This is a genomic window from Sphingomonas sp. CCH15-F11, assembly GCF_001557005.1.
In the GTDB taxonomy this organism is placed as follows: domain Bacteria; phylum Pseudomonadota; class Alphaproteobacteria; order Sphingomonadales; family Sphingomonadaceae; genus Sphingomonas.
Genome location: NZ_LSKG01000045.1, coordinates 1 through 25,507, shown reverse-complemented (window position 1 = coordinate 25,507; position 25,507 = coordinate 1). Strand labels below are relative to the sequence as shown.

The window sequence follows — 25,507 nt, the reverse complement described above, 5'->3', positions numbered from 1 at the left end:
GGGTGGGCGAGGGGGTCGGCGACGGCGTGGGCGCGGGTGCCGGCGCCGGGACGACGATCGTGCCTTCGCCGGGCGAGGCGACGCTGGTCGCGCCGTCGCAGGCGGAAAGCGCGGCGCCAGCCACGCCGGTGAGCAGGATGAGGCTGAGACGCTTGTAGTCGGCCATGAAAATCTCCGTTCCGATCGTTTCGAATTCCTGAGGGTAGGCGTTGTTCGCCGTGATCGACTCGGAGTTCCCCCTGTCGCCCTCTGGCCCCGCGCTAGGCGCGCCCTGTGACCGGGAGATGGGATTTTGTGGTCAGAACGAAGACTTAAACGTTTCAAAACGGTGACAAGTGTTTCGCCCGCATGACGGTTCGGCGAAATCGTGCGGGGTTCTCAGGCTGGATGTCGCGTTTTGGGTCGATCGGGACCGCGCACGCCCTGTGGTGTCGGGACGACCGTGCCTGGAAATGAAAAAGCCCGCCGCTCATGCGAGCCGGCGGGCCTTTCGGGTGGTGGGCGCGGCTGGGATTGAACCAGCGACCCCTGCGGTGTGAACACAGTGCTCTACCACTGAGCTACGCGCCCGATCGCGCGGCCAAGGCCTCCCGACGGAGCCGCGCGTGTAATCAAGCGCCGCCCAGCTGTCCAGCCCCGCCGCAGCGAGAATTAGTTGACCGAATCCTTCAGTCCCTTGCCCGCCTTGAACTTCGGCTGGTTGGACGCCTTGATCGTCATTTCCTCGCCGGTGCGGGGGTTGCGCCCGGTCGATGCCTTGCGCTTGCTGACCGAAAAGGTGCCGAACCCGACCAGTCGCACGTCGTCGCCCTTTTTGAGCGCGCCGGTGATCGCATCGAACACGGCTTCGACGGCCTTGCTTGCATCCCCCTTGGCCAGACCCGAATGATCGGCGACCTGCCCAATCAGCTCCTGCTTGTTCATCGCTGTAGAACCCCTGTTTACCCGGTTGTCGTTGTAAAGACTCACGCGGCGGCTCGCGCCGGAGTCTCAGTAAGACGGTGGAAAATCGCGCTGTCAAAGCAAAAGCGTCGATTTTCCGGCCAAACGACCGGATCTCATGGGCTTTTAGTGATGAATGGGCTCGTTCTGACCGGTTACCGGCAAGATCGGCTGCGCCGCCAGATCGTCCGCATCGCTCCAGTCGATCGGGGCGAGCGGTTCGACCAGCGCCAGGCGCAGCACCTCGTCGACATGCGCGACCGGAACGATCTCGAGTCCCTCGCGGATATTCGCGGGAATCTCGGCCAGGTCCTTCTCGTTTTCCTGCGGGATCAGCACGGTGGTGATCCCGCCGCGCAGCGCCGCGAGCAGCTTCTCCTTCAGCCCCCCGATTGGCAGCACGCGGCCGCGCAGCGTCACCTCGCCGGTCATCGCCACGTCGCGCCGCACCGCCACGCCGGTCAGCGTCGACACGATCGACGTGACCAGGCCGATGCCCGCTGACGGCCCGTCCTTGGGCACTGCGCCCTCGGGCAGGTGGACGTGGATGTCCTTGCGCGCGAACACGCTCGGCTTGATGCCATAGGAAGGCGAACGGGCGCGCACGAAGCTGAACGCCGCCTCGACGCTTTCCTTCATAACGTCGCCCAGCTTGCCGGTCGTCTTGATCGCGCCCTTGCCGGGCACGGTCACGCTTTCGATGGTCAGCAGTTCGCCGCCGACCTCGGTCCAGGCAAGCCCCGTCACCGCGCCGATCTGATGCTCTTCCTCGCCGATCCCAAAGCGGTATTTGCGCACGCCGGCAAACTCGTGGAGATTTTCGGGCGTGATCGTCACGTGTGCCGCCTTGCCCTCCAGGATGCGGCGCAGCGCCTTGCGCGCCAGCTTCGCGATCTCGCGTTCCAGCGTGCGGACCCCGGCTTCGCGGGTATAATAGCGGATCAGGTCGCGCAGCCCTTCATGGGTCAGGACGAATTCGCCGTCCTTCAGGCCATGCGCCTCGATCTGCTTGGCGATCAGGTGCCGCTCGGCGATCTCGACCTTCTCGTCCTCGGTATAGCCTTCGAGCCGGATGATCTCCATCCGGTCGAGCAGCGGCTGGGGCAGGTTCAACGTGTTCGCCGTTGTCACGAACATGATGTCGGAGAGGTCGACGTCGATCTCGAGATAATGGTCGTTGAACTTGTTGTTCTGTTCGGGATCGAGCACCTCGAGCAGCGCGGACGCGGGATCGCCGCGGAAATCCTGGCCGAGCTTGTCGATCTCGTCGAGCAGGAATAGGGGGTTGCTCGTCCCCGCCTTGCGCAGGTTGGTGACGATCTTGCCCGGCAGCGAGCCGATATAGGTGCGTCGGTGGCCGCGGATCTCGGCCTCGTCGCGCACGCCGCCCAGCGACTGGCGGATGAACTCGCGCCCGGTCGCCTTGGCGATCGACTTGCCGAGCGAGGTCTTGCCGACGCCCGGCGGGCCGACCAGGCACAGGATCGGGCCCTTCAGCTTGTTGGTGCGCGCCTGAACGGCGAGATATTCGACGATCCGGTCCTTGACCTTTTCCAGCGCGTAATGGTCCTCGTCCAGGATCGCCTGGGCGGCGGCGATGTCGCGCTTGAGCTTCGACTTCTTGCCCCAGGGCAGGCCAAGCAGCACGTCGAGATAGTTGCGCACCACGGTCGCCTCGGCGCTCATCGGTGCCATCGTCTTCAGCTTCTTCAGCTCGGCCTGCGCCTTGGTCCGCGCTTCCTTGCTCAGCTTGAGCGTCGCGATCTTCTGCGTCAGCTCGGCGATCTCGTCGCCGTCACCCTCGTCGCCCTCGTTGCCGAGCTCGCGCTGGATCGCCTTCAGCTGCTCGTTCAGATAATATTCGCGCTGCGTCTTCTCCATCTGCCGCTTCACACGGCTGCGGATCTTCTTCTCCACCTGCAGCACGCCCAACTCGCCCTCCATGAAGGCGAACACCATTTCCAGCCGCTTGCGCGGATCGCGCTCGACCAGCAGCGCCTGCTTGTCGGCGACCTTGACCGCGATATTGGCGGCCACCGCATCGGCGAGCCGCGACGCATCGTCGAGCTCGGCCACCTGAACCGCGGTTTCCGACGGCAGCTTGCGGTTGAGCTTGGCATAATTCTCGAACTGGTCGACGACCGATCGCATCAGCGCCTGGACCTCGGCACCGTCCGCCTCGACATCGGCGACGGGGCTGACATCGGCGACCAGGAAATCACCCTCGCCGCGGACCTGGTCGAGCGTGCCGCGTTCGCGCCCGGCAACCAGCACGCGTACCGTGCCGTCGGGCAGCTTCAGCAGCTGGAGCACCTCGGCCGAAACGCCGGTGTCGTACAGGTCGTCGCGACCCGGATCATCTTCGGCCGGGTCGAGCTGCGCGACGAGAAAGATCTCCTTGTCGTCCGCCATGGCCGCTTCCAGCGCGGCGACCGACTTGTCGCGACCCACGAACAGCGGCACAATCATGTGCGGAAACACGACGATGTCGCGCAGCGGAAGGACGGGGTAAGATTTCTTCATATGAACTCCGGAACGCCGAACGCGGGCGTCTGATCGCTTTATATGGGACAGCCTGTCCCGCGCATCAATCATCCACACCGATGGAGGGTCAAATGGCAGGTCGTTTCGCCGTTGCCGGTCGCCATTTCGCGGCGGCGATCGCCATGCTCCTGACCGCGGCCGCGCCGGGCAAGGATGGCGAGCTCACCCCGCAGACGGCCCTCTCTGGCGGTCCAACCGATCCCGATCAGGCAAAGCTCCGTTTCGACACGGCCGACCTTGCGATCGAGGTGCTGCCGGAGCGCCAGGCGATCGCCGCAGTCGCGACGTTGCGCTTCACGGCGCGGGCCCCTGTTCAGGTGCTCGTGCTCGATCTCGATCGCAACCTGCCGGTGCGCGGCGTGCGGATCGGCGACGTCGCGCTGGCTGCGGGCCGATGGTCCAATCCGGACGGGCGGCTGCGCATCCAGCTCCCGGCGATGCAGCCGGCGGGCGCGGAAATCGTCGCGCGCATCGATTATGGCGGCGTGCCGCATGTCGCCAAGCGCGCGCCGTGGGACGGCGGCTTCGTCTGGTCGCACACCGCCGACGGCAAGCCGTGGATCGCGACCGCGGTGCAGGGCGAGGGGTGCGATCTGTTCTGGCCGTGCATCGACCAGCCCGATCAGGAGGCCCGGGCGGTCACGTTGCACCTGACCGTACCGGCGGAGCTGGCCGCGCCGTCCAACGGTCGGCTGCTGGGGGTCGACCGCCTGCCCGACGGGCGTTCGACATGGCACTGGCGCGCCGCGCATCCGACGAACTACGGGATCGCGCTCAATATCGGCCCCTATGTGCAGATCGCCGGCGACTATCAGAGCCGGTTCGGCAATGCCGTGCCAATGTCGTTCTGGCATCTGCCCGGCCGTGAGGTGCAGGCGCGCGAGCTGTTCGCCGAATTCGCGCCGACGCTCGATTTCTTCGAGGCTGTGATCGGGCCCTATCCCTTCGCCGACGAAAAGGTCGGCGTGGTCGAGACGCCGCACCTTGGCATGGAGCATCAGACGATCAACGCCTATGGCAACAATTATCGCAAGGCCGCCGAGGGCTTCGACTGGCTGTTCCACCATGAATTCGCACATGAGTGGTTCGCCAACCAGCTGACCGCCGCCAATTGGGACGACTTCTGGCTCCATGAGGGGTTTGCGAGCTATATGCAGCCGCTTTACGGCCGCTGGCGCGAGGGCGACGGGCGCTATGTGGCGATGATGCTGACGCAGCGCGAACAGATCGCCAGCCAGTTCCCGATCGTCTCGGGCAAGCCCCAGGCGGCCGAACAGGTCTATGATCGCGTCAAGGGGCCGGGCTCGGACATCTATTACAAGGCGTCGTGGATGCTCCACACGCTGCGCGGCCTGATCGGCGACGAGGCGTTTTTTGAGGCGACGCGGCGACTCGTCTATGGCCGGCCCGATCCCCGGCCGGGCAATTTCCAGCCGCGCTATGGCTCGACCGGCGAGTTCCAGCGCATCGTCAATCAGGTGAGCGGGCGCGATCTCGGCTGGTTCTTCGACGTCTATCTGCGCGAAGCCGCGCTGCCGCGCCTGATCGAGCAGCGCGATGAGGCGGGCCTGACGCTGATCTGGCAGGCACCGGGCGGCAAGCCGTTCCCGATGCCGGTCGAAGTGGCGGTGGACGGCCGGGTGCAGACGGTGGCCATGGCCGAAGGGCGCGGCCAGATCGCACTGCCCGCAAGAGCGCACATCGTCATCGACCCGATGTCCCGCATCCTGCGCCACTCCGATGCGGTGGAACGGCTGCAGGCGCAGCGGGCGCGGGGGAGTTAGGGAAAGTCCATTGCTTGGTAGGGTTGAGCACGGAAACGCAGGTCGATCGTTGCAATGTTTCAATGCTGACGCGGCGCGCACGTTGCCCCCGAGTAACCGGTCTTTCTGCTGTCACCCCGGCCCTGTGCCGGGGTCCACCGGGCCCCCTGGCGGGTCTCGCGCGGATTCCGCGCTGGCTGATAGCCACAGAGCAATTAATCGACCGCTTTGGCCTGCTTCACGGTGGACCCCGGCACGAGGCCGGGGTGACGAATTTGATGCGTGCTCGCGAGAAAAGTTGATCAGGGCCGCCTCTCGGCTCCGTAACGCACCTTCAGCATCGCCCAGCTCGCGCGCAGACCCTGCGCATCGCCACCCTTGGCTCGGCCCGGCTTGGCCGCCGGTCGCCACGAAAACGTGTCGAAATGCGCCCACGCAATCTCCGCCGGCACGAAGCGGCGCAGGAACAGCGCGGCGGTGATCGATCCCGCGAACGGGCCGTCGGCGGCGTTGACCAGGTCGGCGATGTCGGATTTCAGCATCTCGTCATAGCCGTCCCATAGCGGCAGCCGCCACATGGGATCGGACACTGCCTTGCCCGCGTCGAGCAAGGCGTCGGCCAACGCATCGTCATTTGCGAACATCGCGGGCAGGTCGGGCCCCAGCGCCACCCGCGCCGCGCCGGTCAGCGTGGCGAAATCAAGGATCAGCTCGGGCGCGCCCTCGACCGCGCGGGTCAGCGCGTCGCCCAGGATCAGCCGCCCCTCCGCATCGGTATTGGTATTCTCGACCGTCAGCCCCTTGCGCGTCGCCAGCACGTCCCCGGGGCGGAAGGCATCGCCCGACACCGAATTTTCGACCGCCGCGATCAGCAGGTGCAGCCGCACCGGCAGCCGCGACGCCATGACCAGTTCGGCCAGCGCGAGCGCGTGCGCCGCGCCGCCCATGTCCTTCTTCATCAGCCGCATCGCCGCCGACGGCTTGATGTCCAGCCCGCCCGAATCGAAGCACACGCCCTTGCCGACGATCGCGATGCGGGGGTGAGCGGGGTTACCCCATTCCAGCTCGATCAGCCGTGGCTCGCGGCCCCGCGCGGCGGCGCGGCCGACGGTGTGGATCATCGGATAGCCGCGTTCCAGGTCCGGCCCCTTGGTCACGGTGATGCTCGCGCCATGCGCCTTGCCTAACGCCTGCGCCTCGGCCTCCAGGTCGGCCGGCCCCAGGTCGGAGGCGGGGGTGTTGACCAGATCGCGCACCTTGAACGTCGCACGCGCGATCCTGACGGCTTCATCGACCCGCGCCGGATCGCTGGTCAGCAACACGCGCGGTCCCGCCGCCTTGTCGTCGCGGCGATAGCGGTCGAAGCGATATTGGCCCAGCAGCCAGCCGAGCAGCGCCGGACCAGGATCGCGCCCCGCCAACCGGTAATGGCCCTCCGGGAGCGTCTCCGCCAGCTTCGCTAGGCACCAGGGCGACAGATTGTCGACATTGGCGACCACGCTCACCACCGACCATTGCTCAGGCCCGTCACCCGGCAGGATCGCATTGGCATAGCCGGTCGGCGTCAACCGCTGCGCCGCGATCGCGGCGCGATGCCGCGGCGGCTGCGCGGCGAACCAGGCGTCATAGCCCTTGGGATCGATCAGGTGGATGTCGCGCGCGTCCTGCCCGCGATCGGGCTGGATCAGGGAGGTGAGTTCGGGGTTCATCCCGCTATCTAGGTCGCGATCGGAACACCGAACAAGTCGTGATCGTCGGCATCCTCGATTTCCACCCGCACGATGTCGCCCTCGTTGAGGTGTCCTGCGTCGCGCAGATGAACCTCACCATCGATCTCCGGCGCGTCGGCGGTCGAGCGGCCGGTCGCGCCGCCGCTCTCCGTATCCACCGCGTCGATAATGACGGCGACCGTGCGGCCGACCTTGGCCTGGAGCTTCTCCGCCGAGATACGCGCGGTCAGCGCCATCAATCTGCCGTAGCGGTCTTCCTTCACCTCCTCCGGCACCGGATCGGGCAGGGCATTGGCGGCGGCACCCGCGACGGGTTCGAAGCGGAACGCGCCAACGCGGTCGAGCTGCGCTTCCTCCAGCCAGTCGAGCAGATACTGGAAATCCGCCTCGGTCTCGCCGGGAAAGCCGACGACGAAGGACGAACGGATCGCGATGTCGGGACAGATCGCCCGCCAATTGCGCAGCCGCTCCAGCACCTTGGCCTCGTTGGCCGGCCGCCGCATCCGGCGCAGCACGTCGGGCGCGGCATGTTGGAACGGGATGTCGAGATAGGGGAGCACCAGCCCGTCGGCCATCAGCGGAATGACCTGATCGACATGGGGGTAGGGATAAACATAGTGCAGCCGCACCCAGACCGGCTGCTCCGGCGTGCCAAGCCGGCCGAGTTCGCGCGCCAGGTCGGTCATGTGGGGGACGACTTCGCGGCCCTGCCACATCCGCGGTTCCTTGCGGATATCGACGCCATAGGCCGAGGTGTCCTGGCTGATGACCAGCAGCTCGCGGGTGCCGGCTTCGACCAGCTTCTCCGCCTCGCGCAGGATGGCGTCGGGGCGGCGGCTGACGAGGTCGCCGCGCAACGACGGGATGATGCAGAAGCTGCAGCGATGGTTGCAGCCCTCCGAAATCTTCAGATAGCTGTAGTGGCGCGGCGTCAGTTTGAGACCCGCTTCGGGCACCAGGTCGAGATAGGGCGAGGGGGTGTGGGGTGCGGCGGCATGGACCGCATCGACCACCTGCTCATATTGATGCGCGCCGGTGACGGCGAGGACGTTGGGGAAGCGCGCGCGGATGCGCTCGGCTTCCTCGCCCATGCAGCCGGTGACGATGACGCGGCCGTTCTCCGCCAGCGCCTCGCCGATCGCCTCCAGGCTTTCCTCCTTGGCACTGTCCAGAAAGCCGCAGGTGTTGACCAGCACCACGTCCGCGCCGGCATAATCGGCGGACAGGCCATAGCCCTCCGCACGCAGCTTGGTCAGGATCCGCTCGCTGTCGACCAGGTTCTTGGGACAGCCGAGCGACACCATGCCCACGCGGGGCGGTTCGGGGAGAATGGTTGCCATGATTGGCCGCGCACATAGGCGCTTTGGCGGAAAAAGCGAGTCGGGGGGGATGGTCGGCAACCGGTCGCCCGTCCGGGCAGGTGTCGGGTCGACAGGTCGCCGGGAAGTCGCTCATGCCGCGCGAACCCCTGTTGCGGCTTCCGGACCCCAACCCGCTCACCCTGAGAAGCTGACCGGGAATAGGCATCGTTGCAAAATCTAGCCCCTTACTTCGCGGCACCCCGGGCTCGACCCGGGGTCCCGATGCTTCTTGCGTCGGATCAGGCAGTAGGACCCCGGCTCAAGGCCGGGGTGACGAGAGAAAATGCACCCCATTCCTCGACCAAATGCACATTCGGAAAACCCGGACACTCTTTCCTCGTCACCCCGGCCTTGTGCCGGGGTCCACCACGCAACTCGCACAGGTCCATCCTCGACGCGCGCCGCTTGCCCCGCGCATCGGCTCGGCCCCAAATGGCGCGCAACGGCGCTTTGCGGCACAGTGGACCCCGGCACGGGGCCGGGATGACGGGAAAGTCCGGGCTCACCCCCGGAACAGGAAGAACGCCCCCGCCGCGATCAGCGCGAAGCCGATCAGGTGGTTCACCGTGATCTTCTGGCCCAGATAGGCGACCGAGAAGATCGCGAAGATGCTCAGCGTGATGACCTCCTGCATCCCCTTCAGCTGGGCGGCGGAATAGACCGCGCTGCCGATCCGGTTGGCGGGCACCGCCAGCAGATATTCGGGCAGCGCGATCAGCCAGCTGATCAGGATGACCGCGACGATCGACGCGTGCTTGAACTTCAGGTGCCCGTACCAGGCGAAGGTCATGAAGATGTTGGAGCCGATCAGCAGCAGGATCGGCAGGATGCGGGCGCCGTCGATCACGCCGACGCCATCCGCCGCGGCACGATTTCGACGATCACGTCGCCCTTCACCAACGCCTTTGCCTCGGGCTCGGCGAAGCTGAACGGCTTGCCGTCGCGATAGAGGCGGACGCCCAGGCCGGTGGTGATCGCCGATAGCGGCTGGCCGACCTCCTCATCCCGCACGCGGCGCTCGGCGAGCTGGACCCGCCCGTCGATCGAGGCGAGGTCCATCATGTAATCGGCGATGTGCTGGCCGCTGCACGAACTGGCGAGCAGCAGTCCGGCGAAACTGACGGGATTGATGACGGTATTCGCCCCCGCGGCACGCGCCGGAAATTCGTTGTCCTCCGCCTTTACGATGACGCTGATCGACAGGCCGGGCGCCAGGTGGCGGGCGGTGAGCGTGATGAGGATCGAGGTGTCGTCGCGCCCCGCCGCGACGATCAGCGTACGCGCGTCGGAGATGCGAACGTCGGTCAGCAGCTCGTCGCGCGTCGCATCGCCTTGGATGACGTTGCAGCCGCACGCCTCGGCGCGCGCCAGCCGTTCGGGATCGCCGTCGACCACGACGATGCTCGCTGGCGCCTCGCCGCGCGCGATCAGCTCGTCGACCGCCTCCGATCCGGTCCGGCCAAAGCCCGCGACGACGATGTGGTTGGTCAGCTTGCGCTGGATCGAAGCCATACGCCATTTCTCCCAGCTGCGCTTGAGCACGAAATCATAAGTGGTGCCGATGAACAGGAGGACCACGAACACCCGGATCGGGGTGACGACCAGCGCGTCGAACATGCGCGCCTGCGTGGTCACCGGCGCGATGTCGCCATAGCCCGTCGTGGTGATCGAGATCATGGTGAAATAGACGACGTCGAGAAAGCTGATCTCGCCATCGTAATTGTCGCGCAGCCCCGCGCGGTCGAACCAGTGCACCCCGATCGCCAGCCCGAGCAGCGCGAGCACCGCGACCACGCGCCAGCCGATCGATACCCACAACGGCAACCCCGACCGGCGCTTCAGCGTGTGATAGCGGCCGACCGGTTGGCTCATGCCGGCGCTCAGTCCTGCCGGTAGCGCGCTTCGAGCGCGGCCATCGATTCGTGATGGGTGAGGTCGAGGTGCAGCGGCGTCACCGCGACATAGCCGTCGGCGATCGCCTCAAGGTCGGTCGAATGCGCCGGGGTCTCGATCATCGGCCCCAGCCCGAACCAGAAATACTCGTAGCCGCGCGGGTCGCGGTTGCTGACGATCTGGAGCCGGCCATAGTCGCGCAGGCCCTGATTGGCGACGCGGATGCCCTTCACCTCTTCGGGCGCGAGCGCGGGGAAGTTGATGTTGACCAGCGTGCGGGGTGCCCAGTCCATGTCGATCAGCGGGCGGATCACTTGTTCGCCCCATGCCTTGGCCGCGCCGAACGGGACGGCGTCGCCCATCCCCTCACGCCGGTAAACCTGGCTGAGCGCGATCGAGCGGACACCGGCCAGCGCGCCCTCCATCGCGGCGGAGACGGTGCCGGAGTAGGTCACGTCCTCGGCCAGGTTGGCGCCGCGATTGACCCCGGACAGGATCAGGTCGGGCGGGCAATCCTTCATGATCCGCGCCAGCGCCATCATCACCGCGTCGGTCGGCGTGCCCATCACCGCGTAACGCTGGTCGCCGAAGCGGCGCACGCGCAGCGGGCGGGTGAGGGTGAGCGAATGGCCCGCGCCCGATTGCTCCTCCGCCGGGGCGACCACCCAGACATCGTCGGAGAATTTGCGCGCGATTTCCTCGAGCACCGTGATGCCGGGGGCGTGATAGCCGTCGTCGTTGGTGACCAGGATGCGCATCAGGGGGTCGGCTCCAGGCGGGTGATGCCGCCCATATAGGGCAGCAACGCGTCAGGCACGGTGACGCTGCCGTCGGCATTCTGATAATTTTCGATCACCGCGACGAGCGTGCGGCCGACCGCGAGGCCGGAGCCGTTGAGCGTATGGACGAACTCGGTCTTCTTCTGCTCGCCCGCGACGCGATAGCGGGTGTTCATGCGGCGCGCCTGAAAGTCGCCGGTGTTGGAGCACGAGCTGATCTCGCGCCACGCGCCCTGGCCGGACAGCCAGACCTCCAGGTCATAGGTCTTGCGCGCGCCGAAACCCATGTCGCCGGTGCACAGCAGCAGCTTGCGATAGGGCAGGTTCAGCCGCTCCAGGATCGTCTCCGCCGCGCGGGTCATGCGCTGATGCTCGGACTCCGAGTCCTCGGGGCGGACGATGCTGACCAGCTCGCACTTTTCGAACTGGTGCTGGCGGATGAACCCGCGCGTGTCGCGCCCCGCCGCGCCTGCTTCCGAGCGGAAGCACAAGGTGAGGGCGGTGAGGCGCAGCGGGAGGGCGCTTTCGTCGAGCAGCTCGCCTATGACGCTGGCGGTGAGGGAGACTTCCGAAGTGGGGATGAGCCAGAACTGCTCGGCTGTGTCGGCGCGCTCCAGCATTTCCTCAAGGTTCGGTCTGAACTCACCCTCGAGCGTTGCGGCCATTCTTTTTTCAAAGTCTGGCGGCATCGCATTCCAAAACAGGTTCGAGCGGGTGCTCATATCAGCGGCAAAGAAGCTATCCTCCGCAAACTTCGGCAGCTTGTCAGTGCCGTACATCGCCTCGTCCTTGACGAGCACCGGCGGGTTGCATTCCTGATAGCCATGCTCGCGGGTCTGGACGTCGAGCATGAACTGGCCGAGCGCGCGGTGGAGGCGGGCCATGTCGCCGCGCAGGAAGGTGAAGCGCGCACCCGACAGCCGCGCGCCGGTCTCGAAATCCATGCCGAGTGGGGGGGCGAGATCGGCATGCTCCTTGGGCGTGAAGTCGAAGCTGCGCGGGGTTCCCCAGCGTGACACCTCGACATTGCCCTCCTCGTCCGTGCCATCGGGCACGTCGTCAGCGGGCAGGTTGGGGATGACGTCAAGCGCGGCCTTCAACTGCGCCGCGACGTCCTTCTCCTCCGCCTCGATCGCGGGCAGCCGGTCCTTGAGCGCGGCGACTTCGGCCTTCAGCGCCTCCGCCGTCGCCTGATCGCCCTTGGCCATCGCCGCGCCGATCAGCTTTGACGCTTCGTTGCGCCGTGCCTGCGCCACCTGGGCCTCGGCGATCAGCGCCCGACGCCGCTCGTCGAGCTTGCGCAAATCCTGAGCCACCGGCGGCAGTCCCCGCCGGGCGAGCATCTGGTCGAAACGGTCGGGATCGTCGCGGATCAGGCGGATGTCGTGCATGGCGGCAGGCTATGGCGACCGCGACGAAGCGACGCAAGGCGCAACCCGTCGCGGTCCCCGGACGTTGGTCGAGGGCGAATGAACAGGCAAGGAGGATAAAGGATGCAGATCGCTCATGACGCGCTGGTGCTGGTGGCGGATGGTCGCAAGATGCTGTGGCTGCGCAACGAAGGGGATGCGGTTCACCCCAATCTCGTGGTCGAGGACAAGCAGGTGCAGCCCAACCCGAAGGACAGCGAACAGAAGACCGACGCGCCCGGGCGCACCTTTTCATCGCTGGGCGGTGGCGGACCTGGCGGCAGCCAGTCGGGCGCGGATGGGCCACGCAGTTCGATGGAGGAGACCGATTTTCATCAGCAGGCAGAAGACCGCTTCGCTGCCGAAGCCGCCGAGACGCTGCGGATGGGGGCGCTCGCCAACCAGTATGAACAACTGATCATCGTCGCCCCGCCGCGCACGCTGGGCGAGATGCGCAAGCATTATCACAAGGAGGTCGAGGCGCGATTGGCGGGCGAGCTTGCCAAGGACCTGACCGATCACCCGATCCCCGAGATCGAGCGCCTGCTTATTGCCGCCTAGGGGCTTTCCATCCTCAGCCGAGCATGCGGCCCAGGCGGCGGCGCAGCGCCAGTCCGCCCGCGGCTGCACCGAACAGCAGCAGCATCGGCGGCGCGGGCACGGGCGTCGGCGGCACGCCCGACGAGGTCGAGCTGGTCGAGGTGCTGCCGCTCGTCGAGGTGGAGCCAGAGCTCGATGCCGAGGTCGAGCTTGAGGTCGAACCGGAAGTCGAGGTCGACCCCGATGTCGAGCTTGAACCCGAGCTCGACGCGGAGCTCGCGCTGGAGGTGGAGCCGGACGCCGAGCTGGAGGTCGAGCCGGTCGAACCCGTCGAGCCGGACGCAGAGGAGGTCATGTCACCGCTGGAGCTGGCCGAGCTCGAGCTCGCGCTGCTCGCCGAGCTGGCGCTGCTGGCCGACGATGTCGAGGTGGATGACGACACGTCGCCGCTTGAGCTCGACGTCGACGATACTTCGCCGCTGGAGGTCGAGGTGGAGGATCCGCCCGTCGACGAGGTGCTCGACACCTCGCCGCTCGATGTCGACGAACCGCCCGTCGACGTGGACGTCGAGGATCCCCCGGTCGAGGTCGAGGACCCGCCGGTCGACGTTGACGAACCGCCGGTCGAGGTGGAGGAGCCGCCGGTCGAGGTCGAGGACCCGCCCGATCCACCCGACGATGTCGAGGTCGAAGAGCCGCCCGATCCGCCGGTCGAGGTGGAGGTCGATCCGCTGCTGGTGCTGGTCGATCCGGTGGACGACACGACGACGCTGCCGCCGCCCGATCCGCCGCCACCGAAGAACCCGCCCGCGAAAAATCCGCCGCCGCCAAAGCCGCCGCCGCCCGCGAATACCGCGGGGGCGATACCGCCGCCGCCGGTGATCAGCGGCGCCGAATCACGCGGCAACGGCACCGGCGTTCCCTGGGTGGTGACGACGACGGTGGTCGGTGCGGGTGCGGGTCGCGGCTGGGGCACGGGCTTGCGCTTGGCGTAGCGCACCGCCGGGCGCACCGGGCGCTTGGTGATCGCGCGCTTGGTGATCCGCCGCTCCGCGACCTTGGACGAGAAGATGCGGGCACCCTGCGCGGACTCGGCGACATGGACCGCGCCGCCGCCGATCAGGGCACCGCCCGCCGCACAGGCGCAGAGTTTCGTCAAAGCCATCTTCACCGACATAGGTCACTCTTCCATCGTTGCGTGCGCCTGGCGAAAGCAGGTGATGCGAACACCGTTTCCGACTGACAGCAGCACAGAAGCCCGACCTCAGTTCAAGCGGCTTAACCACGTTTACTGTCTCGAATTGGCAAGATCGTGCGCTGCACGGCACGCGACTATGGTTAACGTCCGATTCAGGGACAGTTTTGCCGTGCCGCATTGGTGCGACGTGCGTCGTCGCGCGATCAGCCGATCTGAAGCCCGACCGCCTGCTTGGCCGCGCGCAGCGTCGGGGCTGCAATCGCCTGCGCGCGGGCCGCACCCTCGGCAAGCTGCCGCCCAACCTCCGCCCGGTCGTCGAGCAACCGCGTCAGCCGGTCGCGGATCGGTCCCAGCGTCGCGACCGCCAGTTCCGCGAGCGCGGGCTTGAACGCGCCAAAGCCCTGCCCGGCAAAGCGCGCCAGCACCTCCGCCGGTGCCTCACCCGAAAGGGCGGCATAGATCGTCACCAGGTTGCGCGCCTCGGCACGTGCCTCCAGCTCCGCCATCGTCGCAGGCAGCGGCTCGGGGTCGGTTTTCGCCTTGCGGATTTTCTGGACGATCAGGTCGTCGTCGTCGATCAGGTTGATCCGGCTCATGTCCGACGGGTCGGACTTCGACATCTTTGCCGTGCCGTCGCGCAGCGACATGATGCGCGGCGCTTCGGCCGACACCAGCGGCTCGGGCAGCGGGAACAGCTCGACCGCGAAATCGGTGTTGAACTTGGTCGCGATGTCGCGCGCCAGCTCCAGATGCTGCTTCTGGTCCTCGCCCACCGGCACGTGCGTGGCCTGATAAGCGAGGACATCGGCGGCCTGCAGCACCGGATAGGTGAACAGCCCGACGCTCGCGCCCTCGCGGTTCTTCCCGGCCTTGTCCTTCCACTGGGTCATGCGGTTGAGCCAGCCCATCCGCGCGGTGCCCTGCAGGATCCAGCACAGTTCGGCATGAGCGGAGACGCGTGACTGGTTGAAGAGGATGGCGCGCGCGGGGTCGATGCCGGCGGCCAGCAGCGTGGCGGCCATTTCGATCGTGCTCGCGGCCAGGTCCGCCGGGTCGATCGCGACGGTCAGCGCGTGCAGGTCGGCGAGGAAGAACAGGCACTGATCGTCCGCACCCATCGCGTCCTGCATCGCCACCCATTGCCGGATGGCGCCCAGATAATTGCCGAGGTGGAGGTTGCCGGTGGGCTGGATGCCGGACAGGACGCGCATGTTCTGAAGTTCCCTGCGGTTCAGGCGCGACGGCGGCGCGCGAGTTGACGAAGATCGGCGACCGCGAACGCGCCGGTCGCAAAGCACGCCGCGGCATAGACCGCGATGCCGCCCGCGACCAGCGCCGCCAGTGCCGCGATCCGCACCCACAGGCTGCCGGCGATGTAGGGCGTGGCGAGATGGTCGAGGGCATAGAGCGCGCCGCCCATCATCAGCGCGGCGAGCGCGAGGCGCGGCAAACGGCGGCGCAGCTGCGCGTCGGCGACGAAATGGCCGCGCCGCACCAGCGTGCGGTAAAGCATCGCCACGTTGACGAGTGCGGCCAGCGCGGTGGCCAGCGGCGGACCGACATGGCCGATCAGGGGGATGAGGATGAGGTTGCCCGCGATGTTCACGCCGATCGACCAGGTTGCATAGCGGACCGGTGTGCGCGTGTCGGACCGGGCGTAATAGCCCGGCGTCAGCACCTTGATCAGCACATAGGCGGGCAGGCCCAGCGAGAAGACCGCGAGCGCCAGCCCTGTCGCGCGGGTGTCGGCCGCGGTGAACGCGCCATGCTGGAACAGCCCGGCGACGATCGGCTCGGCCGCGACGATGAAGGCGACGGTGGCGGGGAGCGTAAGCAGCAGCGCCAGCTCGATTCCCCGGTTCTGCGTCGTCATCGCCACCTCGTCCTCCTTTGCGGCGAGCTGGCGCGACAGCGTCGGCAACAGGATGGTGCCGAGCCCGATGCCGATCAGCCCGAGCGGCAGCTGGTTCAGCCGGTCGGCATAGTAGATGTACGAGATCGACCCCGCTTCGAGCAGTCGCCCGGCCAGCGCGGTCGAGATCAGCAGATTGACCTGGACCGCGCCCGCGCCGGCGGCGGCAGGAATGATGAGGCGCAGCAGCTCGCGCATTTCCGGGGTCAGGCGCGGGCGACGGATGCGCAGCTTCACCCCCGCCGCGCGGCAGGCGAGGATGAGCCACCCGAGCTGAAGCGCGCCGCCCGCGGTCACCGCCCAGGCCTGTGCCCGGGCGGTCGCATAGGGATCACCGCCGCGAAAACCGACCAGCGCGACGATCATCGCGATGTTGAGCAGGATCGGCGCGGCCGCGTTGACCCAGAAGCGGTCGAGCGAGTTGAGGATGCCCCCGAGCAGCGACACGAGCGAGATCAGCATCAGATAGGGCAGGGTGATCCGCGACAGCGTGACCGCATAGGCGAACTGTTCGGGCGTCGGATCGTTGAACCCGCCCGACAAAGCGAAGGTGATCGGCCAGGCGAGCGCGATCATGATGCCGGTGAAGACGATCAGGATCGGCAGCAGCACCGCCAGCGCCTGTTCGGCAAAGGCGATGCCGGCGGCGCGGTCGCCGCCCTCGGCCACCTTGCGGTTGAACAGCGGGATGAACGCGGCCGAGAATGCGCCTTCGGCAAACAGCGCGCGGAACATGTTGGGCAGGCGGAACGCGACCAGAAACGCGTCGGACGCAAAGCCCGCGCCGACAAAGGTCGCCTGTAGCGAATCGCGGCCGAGCGCCAGGAATCGGCTGACCAGGGTCAGCCCGCCGACCGATCCGAGCGCGCGCGCGAGCTTCATCGTCCTGCGCCCGGGCCGGTCGTCAGGCGTTGCCGGCGGGCCCGCCGAAATCGCCTTCGCCCGCCTCGACCTGGCGCGCCATCGCCTGCTGCATGAACAGCGCGCCGAAGTCGATCGGTTCCAGCATCAGCGGCGGGAAGCCGCCGTCGCGCACCGAATCGGCCAGCACGCGGCGCGCGAAGGGGAACAGGATGCGCGGCGCTTCGCCGAGCAGGAACGGCTGGAGATGCTCGGCGGGGATGTTGCGCAGCAGGAACAGTCCGGCATAGCTGAGATCGACGAGATACAGCACCTGGCCGTCGATCTCGCCACGCGCCTCGATCTTCAGGACGACCTCGTGCACGTCCTCGCCGACCTGGCCCGCGCCGATGTTGAACTGGACATCCATCTTGGGCTGGCCCTGGCGCTGGTAGATCGCCGGGGCGTTGGGATTTTCGAACGACAGGTCCTTCACATATTGCGAAATGACGCTGGCGACCGGTGCCTGGTCCTCTCCGTCCAAGCCGCCGGCGTTCGGCATCTGCGGGGTGTCTTGCTCGTCCATCGGGAAATCCATCTGTGGTGGGGTGGCGCACGGATGCGCGGTCGAATGATCGCGGCGCGTAGCAGGGGCAGGGGGGCAGTTCAACGCCCGTCGCACCTCGCCCGCGGGGCATTTGAACTCCGGGGCCCTTGCGCCTATGTTGGGGAGCGTGAATGGTGGAGCGATGATGCTGGTTGTAGTTTTGCTCGCGATGGTGGCGGCCTTTCTGGCGCTGCGCCTGTATTCGGTCCTGGGCAAGCGCACCGGGCATGAACAGCCGCTGCCCAAACCTGCGGAAGAGCGTTTCCCGCCCAGCAGCCTGCCGCGTCAGGTCGAAACGCCGGTCGAGCCGCGCGATGCAGGCGCGCGCGTTTTTTCCGACGGGGCCGAACGGGGCGTTCGCGCGCTGATCGCTGCCGATCCGTCGTTTGACGTCGCCCAGTTCCTCGACGGGGCCAAGGGTGCCTATCGCATGGTGCTCGAAGCCTTCTGGAAGGGCGATCGCGCCACGCTCGATTGGCTGACCGAAAGCGACGTGAAGGCGGCGTTCGAGGCGGCAATCGATGAGCGTGAAGCCGCCGGCCATGTCCTCGACAACCGGGTCGTGTCGATCGAGGAAGCGTTGATCGACGGCGCTTCGGTGGAAAACGGCGTCGCACGCGTCGTCGTCCGGTTCGACGCCGATATCGCTGCGGTCACGCGCGACGCCGATGGCAATGTGGTTGCGGGTTCGCTGAGCGATGCGGTTCAGACGCACGACGTGTGGACCTTCACGCGGCGGCTGCGCAGCGACGATCCCAACTGGAAACTGGCCGAGACCGACGAAGCCTGACCGGCGGGTTCGGGGGAATGCAGATGAAAGGTGTCGCCGGGCCGCTCATCGCGCTGATGCTGGCGGGATGTGCGGTCGTGCCGCGTGATGCGCGGCCGGCTCCCGGAGTTACAGGCTCCACGCCTGCCGCTCGCCAGCCGGTCGCGGCGACGCCGATCAAACCGGTTGCCGCGCCAACGGTCGCGAGCGGCGTCACCACCGCGGCGTTGGCGGGCGTGGTCGCCGGGCCGCCGCTGACCGGCCTCCCGATCGAGGCGGCCGGCGCGGCGCGCGCACTCGCGGCCTTCGTTACCAGCTGCGGCACGCTGACGCAGCGCGCGGACAGTTCGGGTCTGTCGATGCCGGCCGACTGGGCGCCGGCCTGTGCCGCAGCGCGGACCACCGCACCGGGCGCCGCACGCGACTTTTTCGGGCGCTGGTTCGACCCGGTCCAGGTCGGCGACGGCAAGGCGTTTGCCACCGGCTATTACGAACCAGAGATCAGCGGGTCGCGTACCCGCACGGGCCCTTATCAGACGCCGATCTACGCGCTCCCCAAGGATATCGTGGAGGTGGATCTCGGGCTGTTTTCGAACGAGTTGGCCGAGCGCAAGGTGCGCGGGCGCGTGAGCGGCAATGCCCTTGTCCCTTATTTCGACCGGACCGAGATCGAGGAAGGTGCGCTTGCCGGGCGCGGCCTCGAAATCGCCTATGCGGAGGACCCGATCGAGTTCTTCTTCCTTCAGGTCCAGGGTTCCGGGCGGCTGAGGCTGCCCGACGGGGGCGTGATGCGGATCGGCTATGCCGGGCAGAACGGTCGCGAATATACCGGCATCGGCCGGCTGATGCGCGATCGCGGGCTGATCGGCCCAGACCAGGCATCGATGCAAGGGCTGATGGCGTGGCTGCGCGCCAACCCGGCCGAAGGGCGCGCGGTGATGCGCGAGAACAAGAGCTTCGTCTTCTTCCGCGAACTCACCGGCCCGGGGCCGTTGGGTGCGCTGGGCCTGCCTGTCGTCGCGCAGGCGAGCGTCGCTGCCGATCCGCGTTTCGTGCCGCTGGGCGCACCCGTCTTCTTGTCGATGGACCGTGTCGATGCCTCCGGACTGTGGATCGCGCAGGATACCGGCGGGGCAATCAAGGGGCCGAATCGCTTCGATACATTCTGGGGCGCGGGGGCGGAGGCGCGGGCGATCGCGGGCGGCATGTCCGCGCGCGGCACCGCCTTCATCCTGCTGCCCAAGCCGGCGGCGGCGCGGCTGACCGCGCGGGGCAATGACCGGCCGGCGCCTTAGCCCGGCCGAACAGGCGCTCTGGGCGAAGGTGATGGCGACGGTGCGCCCGCTCGCTCCCGCCGCCGCACGCGCGAAGGCTCCGGTGGAACCCGTCGTCGCCGCCGCGGCGCCCACCGAGGTATCAACCCGGCCACGCAAGGGCCGCGTCCCGCCGCCGCCGCCCCTCGCCAAGCCGGCATCGGCACCCAAGTCGCTGGCGGAGGGCGGGCTCGACCGCAGCTGGGATCAGCGCATCCGGCGCGGCACGCTCGCGCCGGACTCCAGCATCGACCTGCACGGCCATACGCTGGCCAGCGCCCATGCCGCGCTCGACACCGGGCTCGCCAACGCAATCGCGCGAGGTGACCGGGTGCTGTTGCTCATTACCGGCCGCCCGCCCGGAAACGACGCGGCGCGACCCTATCCCCGCGGGGCGATCCGGGCGGCCGTTCACGACTGGCTCGCGGTATCGCGCCACGCCGATCGTATCGCCGCCGTGCGTCAGGCGCATCCGCGTCATGGCGGTGCCGGTGCACTCTATCTCGTGCTCCGCCGCCCGACGGTTGCGGCACCGAAATTTTAACGGTTTCCGGGCAAAAACGACGCGCCGTGCCGGACGAGGGCGGTTCGGCAAGCGGAGTTTCGGATCGGTCGATGGAAGTCTTCTCGCTCAAAAGCAAGGCGGTCGCCTTTGCCCTTTGCGCGGGCGGAATCGCCTTCATCCTGGCGCTCGCGGCCACCACCAACGGGCGGATCGACATATCGGGCACCGCCGCCTCTCTCGTCGCCGCAATCGTGTGTGCGACGATGTGCTGGGCCTATGCCGAACACGCCGTCGCCAACACCGCCGCTGCCATCGACGAAGCCATTGCGCGCTTGGCCCGCGCGGCGAACGGCGACCTTGAAGGCGAAGTGCCCGAGCAGGTGAGCCGTTTCGTGCCCACACTCGCCGCCGCGATGGAGAGCCTGTTTCGTCAGATGCACGGCAATCTCGACACCGTCCAGCGCCTGGCCATGTTCGACAGCGTCACCGACCTGCCCAACCGCATCCACTTCAGGCGCTGCTGCGAGCGTGCGCTGGCCGAGCTGCCCGCGGACGCGGCCGCCGCCATCTTCTTCATCGATCTCGACCGCTTCAAGGCGGTGAACGACACGATGGGTCACGCCACCGGCGACGTCCTGCTCGGCATGGTCGCCAATCGCCTGCGAGCGGTGGCGGCGCGGTTCGCCGATGAACCCGCCACGGGCACTGGACCGGTCCTGATCGGCCGGCTGGCGGGTGACGAGTTCACCATGTTTTTTCCCGACATCCGTGAACCCAGGCGGATCGACCGGATCGGGCGCGCCATCCTGTTCGCGCTGGGCGAAAGCTTCGACCTCGGGGGGCAGTCGATCGAGATCGGCGCATCGGTGGGCGTAGCCGTCCGCCCCCGGCACGGCCGGTCGCTGAGCGAACTGATGCGCGCGGCGGACGCGGCGATGTATCAGGCCAAGGCCAACGGGCGCGGCTGCGTCGAACATTTCACCGAGCAGCTGGCGACCGAGATCGACGCGCGGACGCGGCTCGAACAGGACCTGCGCACCGCGGTCGCGCGCGACCAGTTCACGCTGGCGTTCCAGCCGCAGGTGTCGGCGATCGACGGCCGGCTGATCGGCGCAGAGGCGCTGTTGCGCTGGCGACATCCCGATGGCCTCCGGCTACCCGGCAGCTTCATCCAGCGTGCCGAGGAAACCGGCCTGATCGTCGAGATCGGTGACTGGGTGATCCATCGCGTTGCCGAAACGATCGCCCGCTGGGCGAAGCTGGGCGTCGAGCAGCGACTTGCCGTCAACATCAGCCCGCGCCAGCTCGATCATGCCGGCTTTTTCCGACGGCTGCGCGACGCGCTGCGTGCGGCCGGCGCGCCGGCGCGGCTGGTCGAGCTCGAGATTACCGAAAGCCTGGTAATGAGCTGTAGCGACGACGTCATCGATGCGATCGCGCAGCTTCGCGCCGATGGGGCGACCGTCGCGATCGACGATTTCGGAACGGGCTATTCGAATCTCGGCCGGCTGCAGATGCTGCCGGTCGATCGCGTCAAGATCGACCGGTCGCTGATCGAGCAGGTCGCCGAACGGACCGAGGCGCGCACCATCGTCCAGGCGGTGATCGGGCTGGTCCACGGGCTCGGGTGCGAGGCTGTGGCGGAGGGGATCGAGAACGCCGCGCAGGCCGAGGTCATGCGCGTGATCGGCTGCGACGTGCTCCAGGGCTATGCGATCGGGCGCCCGATGGAGGAGGCGACCTTCCTCAACTGGGCGCGTGACCGGCAGCTGATGCGGGCGGCAAGCTGAACGCGCCGCGCGCGATGTCGGCATAGATCGCGGCGAGCAACGTCAGGTCGTCGATCGCGACCGCCTCGTCGAGCTTGTGCATCGTCGCATTGACCAGTCCGAACTCGACCACCGGGCACAGCCGTGACAGGAAACGCGCGTCCGATGTCCCGCCCGTCGTCGACAATTCGGGCGAATGGCCGGTATGTGCGGCGATCCGGTCGGAGACCAGGGTGGACCACGCGCCCGGCGGGGTCAGAAACGCCTCGCCCGACACCATCGCACGTACCTCCGCACCGGGGGCGTGCGCTTCGACGATGTCGCGCACACGCGCGACCAGCGCGTCGCCGCGATGCAGGTCGTTGAAACGAATGCTCAGCCGCGCCTGCGCCGCTGCCGGGATGACGTTGGTCGCCGGATTGCCGACCGTCAGGTCGGTGATCTCGAGGTTGGTGGGCTGGAACCAGTCGGTACCTTCGTCGAGGACGAGCGCGTCGAGCTCAGCCAGCGCCCTGACCAGTCGCGGGATCGGATTGTCGGCGAGGTGCGGGTAGGCGACATGGCCCTGCCGGCCCGGGACGTCGATCCAGATATTGACCGAACCGCGTCGCCCGATCTTGATCATGTCGCCTAGCCGGCTGACCGATGTCGGTTCGCCGACCAGGCAGTAATCGGGGCTTAGCCCGCGCGCCTTCATCCGCTCGATCAGCGCGATCGTGCCGTGGATCGCCGGGCCTTCCTCGTCGCCGGTGATGATCAGGCTCATCGTGCCGAGATCGGCGGGCGTCTGCGCGGCTGCGGCGACAAAGGCGGCGATCGCCCCCTTCATGTCGACGGCACCGCGGCCATGCAGCAATCCGCCGCGCAGCTCCGCCCGGAACGGGTCGGTGGTCCAGCCCTTGCCCGGCGGCACCACGTCGAGGTGCCCGGCAAAGGCGAAATGCGTGCCGCCGGCCCCGCGAACGGCGAGCAGGTTCTCGACCGGCCCGTGCGGGGGGCCGCCCGCGATGAAGCGATCGACATTAAAGCCAAGCGGGACGAGCGCGGCCTCGAGCACGTCAAACACGGCGCCGGTTGCGGGCGTGATGCTCTCGGCGTCGATCAGCGCACGGGTCAGGTCGAGCAGGTCGGTCAATCGCGGTTCTTTCGGCAGAGCGGGACACTGCCATCGCGCAAGCCCGCGCCCGACACAATCCCGCCAGCGGTGATCACGCGCGCGCTCAGGCCTGGACCGGCCCCTCGAACTTCTCGATCACCCATTCCTCCTCCTGCGCGGCGGCGAGCCAGTCTTGCATGAACGGATGGGTGAGCACCGCGTGCATATAGGCCGGGGCGAAGCGGGCGACGGGCAGCGAATAGGTGACCAGCCGGGTCACGACGGGGGCGAACATGATGTCGGCCGCGCCGAAATCGCCGAACAGGAACTTGCCCGCGCCGCCATAACGGGCCCGCGCCTGTGCCCAGATTTCCATGAGCCGGTCGAGCTCCTGCAGCACGTCGTCGTCGGGCTGACGCGGCGGATAGACGTGGCGGACGTTCATGCTGTGCTTGCGCCGCAGCGCGGAGAAGCCCGAATGCATCTCCGCAGCCATCGACCGCGCCATGGCGCGCGCGGCGAGGTCCTCGGGCCAGAAGCACTGGCACGCGGTCTTCTCGTTCAGATATTCGATGATCGCCAGCGAATCCCAGACGACGATATCGCCGTCCCACAGGATCGGCACCTTGCCCGACGACGGCGCGAACTCGTCGCCCTCGCGCCGCCGGTCCCAGTCGGCGTCGTACAGCGGCACGACCACTTCCTGATAAGGCAGCCCCGACTGCCGCACCGCCAGCCAGCCGCGCAGCGACCACGAGCTATAGGCTTTGTTGCCGATGATGATCTTGAGCATGGTGCGGGGATAGCGGCCCGCATGGTGAGCGGCAACCTAACCCGCAATCGGCAGCAGGATTTCGTTGCGCTTGAGCGGACCCGGCACAAAGGGCGAGTTGTAGAACGCATATTCGACTGGCCCGGTCGGCAGGATGTCGCGCCCGGTCAGCCATTCGCGCAGCGCGCGTTCGTGCGTCTCGAGCGCCATTGCGTCGGCGTTGCCGGAGAACTGGACCGCCGCGACCCGGCGTGGTGGCAACGTCGTCAGCGCGACGTTTCGGTCGGGCGTGGGAAGCGTGGCGCGGCTGCGCGCGGCGGGCATCACGAAGCGCGTGCGCCAGGCCGTGCCGCCGTCCTGATCCTGAAGCACGGGGGCGGTCATCGCGATCTTCTCCCCGGCGCGGTCCTTGGCGAAAATGTAATCGGCCAGGCGCCGGAACCCGGCATTGGTGGCTTCGCGCCGCGCGCCCGCCGCCACGGTTTCGGCGACGGTGATCTCCGGATAGTCGCGGATCTCGAAATCGCCGTCCTGCTCGACCAGGGTGAAGTCCGGCTGCTCGACCGATTTCTCGCGCCAGACGAACCATGCGCCCGCGCCCACCGCCAGCGCGGCGATCCCGCCGCCGATCTTCGCCCATTGTGCCGTCTTGCTCATCGAGTTTCCTTCCAAGCCATACCGCCGTCGGGCATCGGCCGCCCAACGCGCGAACCCGCCGGGCGTTGCGGCCGCTATGCCCGGATATAGACCCAGGCGCTACGCCCCGACATCAGCGTGACTGTGATGCGTCGGTAATTCGCGCTTTCGTAGACATCCGCGGCGGCCAGTTCGGCATTTGTCACGTCGAACACCTGTCCGGGGATCGGCGGGGCGTCCGGGTCAGCCACCAGCGCCGGGTGGGTGGCGATCCCGCTCGCATCGCGCACATCCGGGTCGTCAATCTCGATCATGATCCGGCGGAACCCGGTCAGTACGTCCGGCGTGCCCGACAGCAACCGGCCGAACGTGGCACGCTGCACCTCGGGGAGCTGCAGCGTGCCATAGGAGAACAGCGCCTGATCTGCCGCGCTCACCCGATCGCTTCGAGGACGGCGGCGCGCAATTCGGGAATGCCCATGCCCTTTTCGCTCGAGGTCGCGAGGATGTCGGGATGCGCGGCCGGACGTCTGCGCGCCTCCGCGGTGGTGCGCGCGAACATGTCGGCCAGCTCGCTCGCCTTGATCTTGTCGGCCTTGGTGAGGACGACGCGATAGCTGACCGCCGCCTGGTCAAGCATGTCGAGGATTTCGCGATCGACATCCTTGATGCCGTGGCGCGAATCGATGAGTACCAGCGTGCGTTTCAGCACCGCGCGGCCGCGCAGGAAATCGTTCACCAGGAAGCGCCACTGGCGCAACATGTCCTTCGGCGCCTTGGCAAAGCCGTAGCCCGGCATGTCCACCAGGCGAAAGCGCAGCGGATCACCGATGTCGAAGAAGTTGAGCTCTTGCGTCCGCCCCGGCGTGTTCGACGTGCGCGCGAGCGCATTGCGTCCGGCAAGCGCGTTGAGCAGCGAAGACTTGCCGACATTCGACCGGCCCGCAAACGCGATCTCGGGCACCGTGGGTGCGGGCAGGTGCTGAAGCGAGGGCGCGGACTTCAGGAAAGCGACCGGACCCGCAAAGGTCCGGCGCGCGGCCTCGATGAGCTCGATGTCCTCGCTCATAAATCCTCCCCGAGCTCGACTCGGGGAGGGGGACCATTTGCGTAGCAAATGGTGGAGGGG

23 protein-coding genes and 1 tRNA gene are annotated in these 25,507 nt (G+C 67.5%); 7 read left to right on the top strand and 17 right to left on the bottom strand.

What is annotated here, in order from left to right; genetic code table 11:
- Nucleotides 1-495: 495 nt before the first annotated feature.
- The 3 genes from AX709_RS04765 to lon all read right to left on the bottom strand — a co-directional run bounded on the left by AX709_RS04765 (nt 496) and on the right by lon (nt 3,465).
- Nucleotides 496-570: transfer RNA gene (locus tag AX709_RS04765), tRNA-Val, on the bottom strand.
- A gap of 81 nt (nt 571-651) precedes the next feature.
- Nucleotides 652-924, bottom strand: coding sequence for an HU family DNA-binding protein (locus tag AX709_RS04760; RefSeq protein ID WP_066479755.1), 273 nt, complete (start codon nt 922-924; stop codon nt 652-654).
- Nucleotides 925-1,068: 144 nt separating this feature from the next.
- Nucleotides 1,069-3,465, bottom strand: coding sequence for an endopeptidase La (lon, locus tag AX709_RS04755; RefSeq protein WP_066479752.1), 2,397 nt, complete (start codon nt 3,463-3,465; stop codon nt 1,069-1,071).
- Nucleotides 3,466-3,557: 92 nt separating this feature from the next.
- On the opposite strand from lon, the gene AX709_RS04750 reads away from it, so the two are divergent.
- Complete coding sequence (locus AX709_RS04750; protein WP_066547413.1) at nt 3,558-5,270, top strand: M1 family metallopeptidase; 1,713 nt, start codon at nt 3,558-3,560, stop codon at nt 5,268-5,270.
- Between the two features lie 281 nt (nt 5,271-5,551).
- Here AX709_RS04750 and AX709_RS04745 read toward each other — a convergent pair whose 3' ends face one another.
- The 6 genes from AX709_RS04745 to serS all read right to left on the bottom strand — a co-directional run bounded on the left by AX709_RS04745 (nt 5,552) and on the right by serS (nt 12,403).
- Nucleotides 5,552-6,958 carry a leucyl aminopeptidase family protein gene (locus AX709_RS04745; protein WP_066547410.1) on the bottom strand — a complete coding sequence of 469 codons (1,407 nt, stop codon included), beginning with the start codon at nt 6,956-6,958 and terminating at the stop codon, nt 5,552-5,554.
- 8 nt (nt 6,959-6,966) lie between these two features.
- Nucleotides 6,967-8,319 (bottom strand): 30S ribosomal protein S12 methylthiotransferase RimO, encoded by a 1,353-nt coding sequence (gene rimO, locus AX709_RS04740; RefSeq protein ID WP_066547407.1) that lies wholly within the window; start codon nt 8,317-8,319, stop codon nt 6,967-6,969.
- Between the two features lie 523 nt (nt 8,320-8,842).
- Complete coding sequence (locus tag AX709_RS04735) at nt 8,843-9,187, bottom strand: DMT family protein (RefSeq protein ID WP_197418968.1); 345 nt, start codon at nt 9,185-9,187, stop codon at nt 8,843-8,845.
- On the bottom strand, nt 9,184-10,212 hold the full coding sequence (locus tag AX709_RS04730) for a potassium channel family protein (RefSeq protein WP_066547404.1): 1,029 nt from the start codon (nt 10,210-10,212) through the stop codon (nt 9,184-9,186). The genes AX709_RS04735 and AX709_RS04730 overlap by 4 nt, the downstream gene beginning before the upstream one ends.
- Nucleotides 10,213-10,220: 8 nt before the next feature.
- A complete protein-coding gene (surE, locus tag AX709_RS04725; RefSeq protein ID WP_066547401.1) occupies nt 10,221-10,991 on the bottom strand; it encodes a 5'/3'-nucleotidase SurE in 771 nt (256 codons plus the stop codon).
- Entirely contained in the window at nt 10,991-12,403 is a 1,413-nt protein-coding gene (gene serS / locus AX709_RS04720; RefSeq protein WP_066547399.1) for a serine--tRNA ligase, read from the bottom strand. The genes surE and serS overlap by 1 nt, the downstream gene beginning before the upstream one ends.
- Nucleotides 12,404-12,505: 102 nt before the next feature.
- On the opposite strand from serS, the gene AX709_RS04715 reads away from it, so the two are divergent.
- Both AX709_RS04715 and AX709_RS18525 read left to right on the top strand, forming a co-directional pair.
- A complete protein-coding gene (locus AX709_RS04715) occupies nt 12,506-12,982 on the top strand; it encodes a host attachment family protein (RefSeq protein WP_066479731.1) in 477 nt (158 codons plus the stop codon).
- A 23-nt stretch (nt 12,983-13,005) separates the two neighbouring features.
- Entirely contained in the window at nt 13,006-13,956 is a 951-nt protein-coding gene (locus tag AX709_RS18525) for a hypothetical protein (RefSeq protein WP_066479729.1), read from the top strand.
- Nucleotides 13,957-14,362: 406 nt separating this feature from the next.
- Here AX709_RS18525 and trpS read toward each other — a convergent pair whose 3' ends face one another.
- The 3 genes from trpS to secB are packed head-to-tail and all read right to left on the bottom strand — an operon-like array spanning nt 14,363 to nt 17,497.
- Nucleotides 14,363-15,370 carry a tryptophan--tRNA ligase gene (gene trpS, locus AX709_RS04705; protein ID WP_066547393.1) on the bottom strand — a complete coding sequence of 336 codons (1,008 nt, stop codon included), beginning with the start codon at nt 15,368-15,370 and terminating at the stop codon, nt 14,363-14,365.
- A 20-nt stretch (nt 15,371-15,390) separates the two neighbouring features.
- Nucleotides 15,391-16,953 carry a murein biosynthesis integral membrane protein MurJ gene (gene murJ / locus AX709_RS04700; protein WP_066479725.1) on the bottom strand — a complete coding sequence of 521 codons (1,563 nt, stop codon included), beginning with the start codon at nt 16,951-16,953 and terminating at the stop codon, nt 15,391-15,393.
- A gap of 22 nt (nt 16,954-16,975) precedes the next feature.
- Nucleotides 16,976-17,497, bottom strand: coding sequence for a protein-export chaperone SecB (gene secB / locus AX709_RS04695; protein ID WP_066547420.1), 522 nt, complete (start codon nt 17,495-17,497; stop codon nt 16,976-16,978).
- A gap of 166 nt (nt 17,498-17,663) precedes the next feature.
- On the opposite strand from secB, the gene AX709_RS04690 reads away from it, so the two are divergent.
- From AX709_RS04690 to AX709_RS04675, 4 genes are all read left to right on the top strand, one after another.
- Nucleotides 17,664-18,308: a Tim44/TimA family putative adaptor protein gene (locus tag AX709_RS04690; protein WP_066480154.1), complete on the top strand. Its 645-nt coding sequence runs from the start codon at nt 17,664-17,666 to the stop codon at nt 18,306-18,308.
- A 17-nt stretch (nt 18,309-18,325) separates the two neighbouring features.
- Nucleotides 18,326-19,582, top strand: coding sequence for a murein transglycosylase A (mltA, locus tag AX709_RS04685; RefSeq protein WP_082731628.1), 1,257 nt, complete (start codon nt 18,326-18,328; stop codon nt 19,580-19,582).
- Nucleotides 19,563-20,144 (top strand): Smr/MutS family protein, encoded by a 582-nt coding sequence (locus AX709_RS04680; RefSeq protein ID WP_066547391.1) that lies wholly within the window; start codon nt 19,563-19,565, stop codon nt 20,142-20,144. Before mltA ends, AX709_RS04680 begins: the two co-directional genes overlap by 20 nt.
- Nucleotides 20,145-20,215: 71 nt before the next feature.
- On the top strand, nt 20,216-21,895 hold the full coding sequence (locus AX709_RS04675; protein ID WP_066547388.1) for a putative bifunctional diguanylate cyclase/phosphodiesterase: 1,680 nt from the start codon (nt 20,216-20,218) through the stop codon (nt 21,893-21,895).
- On the opposite strand, the gene dapE is transcribed toward AX709_RS04675, so the two are convergent.
- From dapE to yihA, 5 genes are all read right to left on the bottom strand, one after another.
- A complete protein-coding gene (gene dapE / locus AX709_RS04670; RefSeq protein ID WP_066547383.1) occupies nt 21,852-23,009 on the bottom strand; it encodes a succinyl-diaminopimelate desuccinylase in 1,158 nt (385 codons plus the stop codon). The genes AX709_RS04675 and dapE overlap by 44 nt on opposite strands.
- 85 nt (nt 23,010-23,094) lie before the next feature.
- Nucleotides 23,095-23,763 (bottom strand): glutathione S-transferase family protein, encoded by a 669-nt coding sequence (locus AX709_RS04665; RefSeq protein WP_066547381.1) that lies wholly within the window; start codon nt 23,761-23,763, stop codon nt 23,095-23,097.
- 36 nt (nt 23,764-23,799) lie between these two features.
- Nucleotides 23,800-24,399, bottom strand: a complete 600-nt coding sequence (locus AX709_RS04660; RefSeq protein ID WP_066547379.1) for an SOUL family heme-binding protein — start codon at nt 24,397-24,399, stop codon at nt 23,800-23,802.
- Between the two features lie 74 nt (nt 24,400-24,473).
- Nucleotides 24,474-24,815: a gamma-glutamylcyclotransferase family protein gene (locus AX709_RS04655; protein ID WP_066547372.1), complete on the bottom strand. Its 342-nt coding sequence runs from the start codon at nt 24,813-24,815 to the stop codon at nt 24,474-24,476.
- Nucleotides 24,812-25,447, bottom strand: a complete 636-nt coding sequence (gene yihA, locus AX709_RS04650) for a ribosome biogenesis GTP-binding protein YihA/YsxC (RefSeq protein ID WP_066547370.1) — start codon at nt 25,445-25,447, stop codon at nt 24,812-24,814. The genes AX709_RS04655 and yihA overlap by 4 nt, the downstream gene beginning before the upstream one ends.
- Nucleotides 25,448-25,507: the final 60 nt, after the last annotated feature.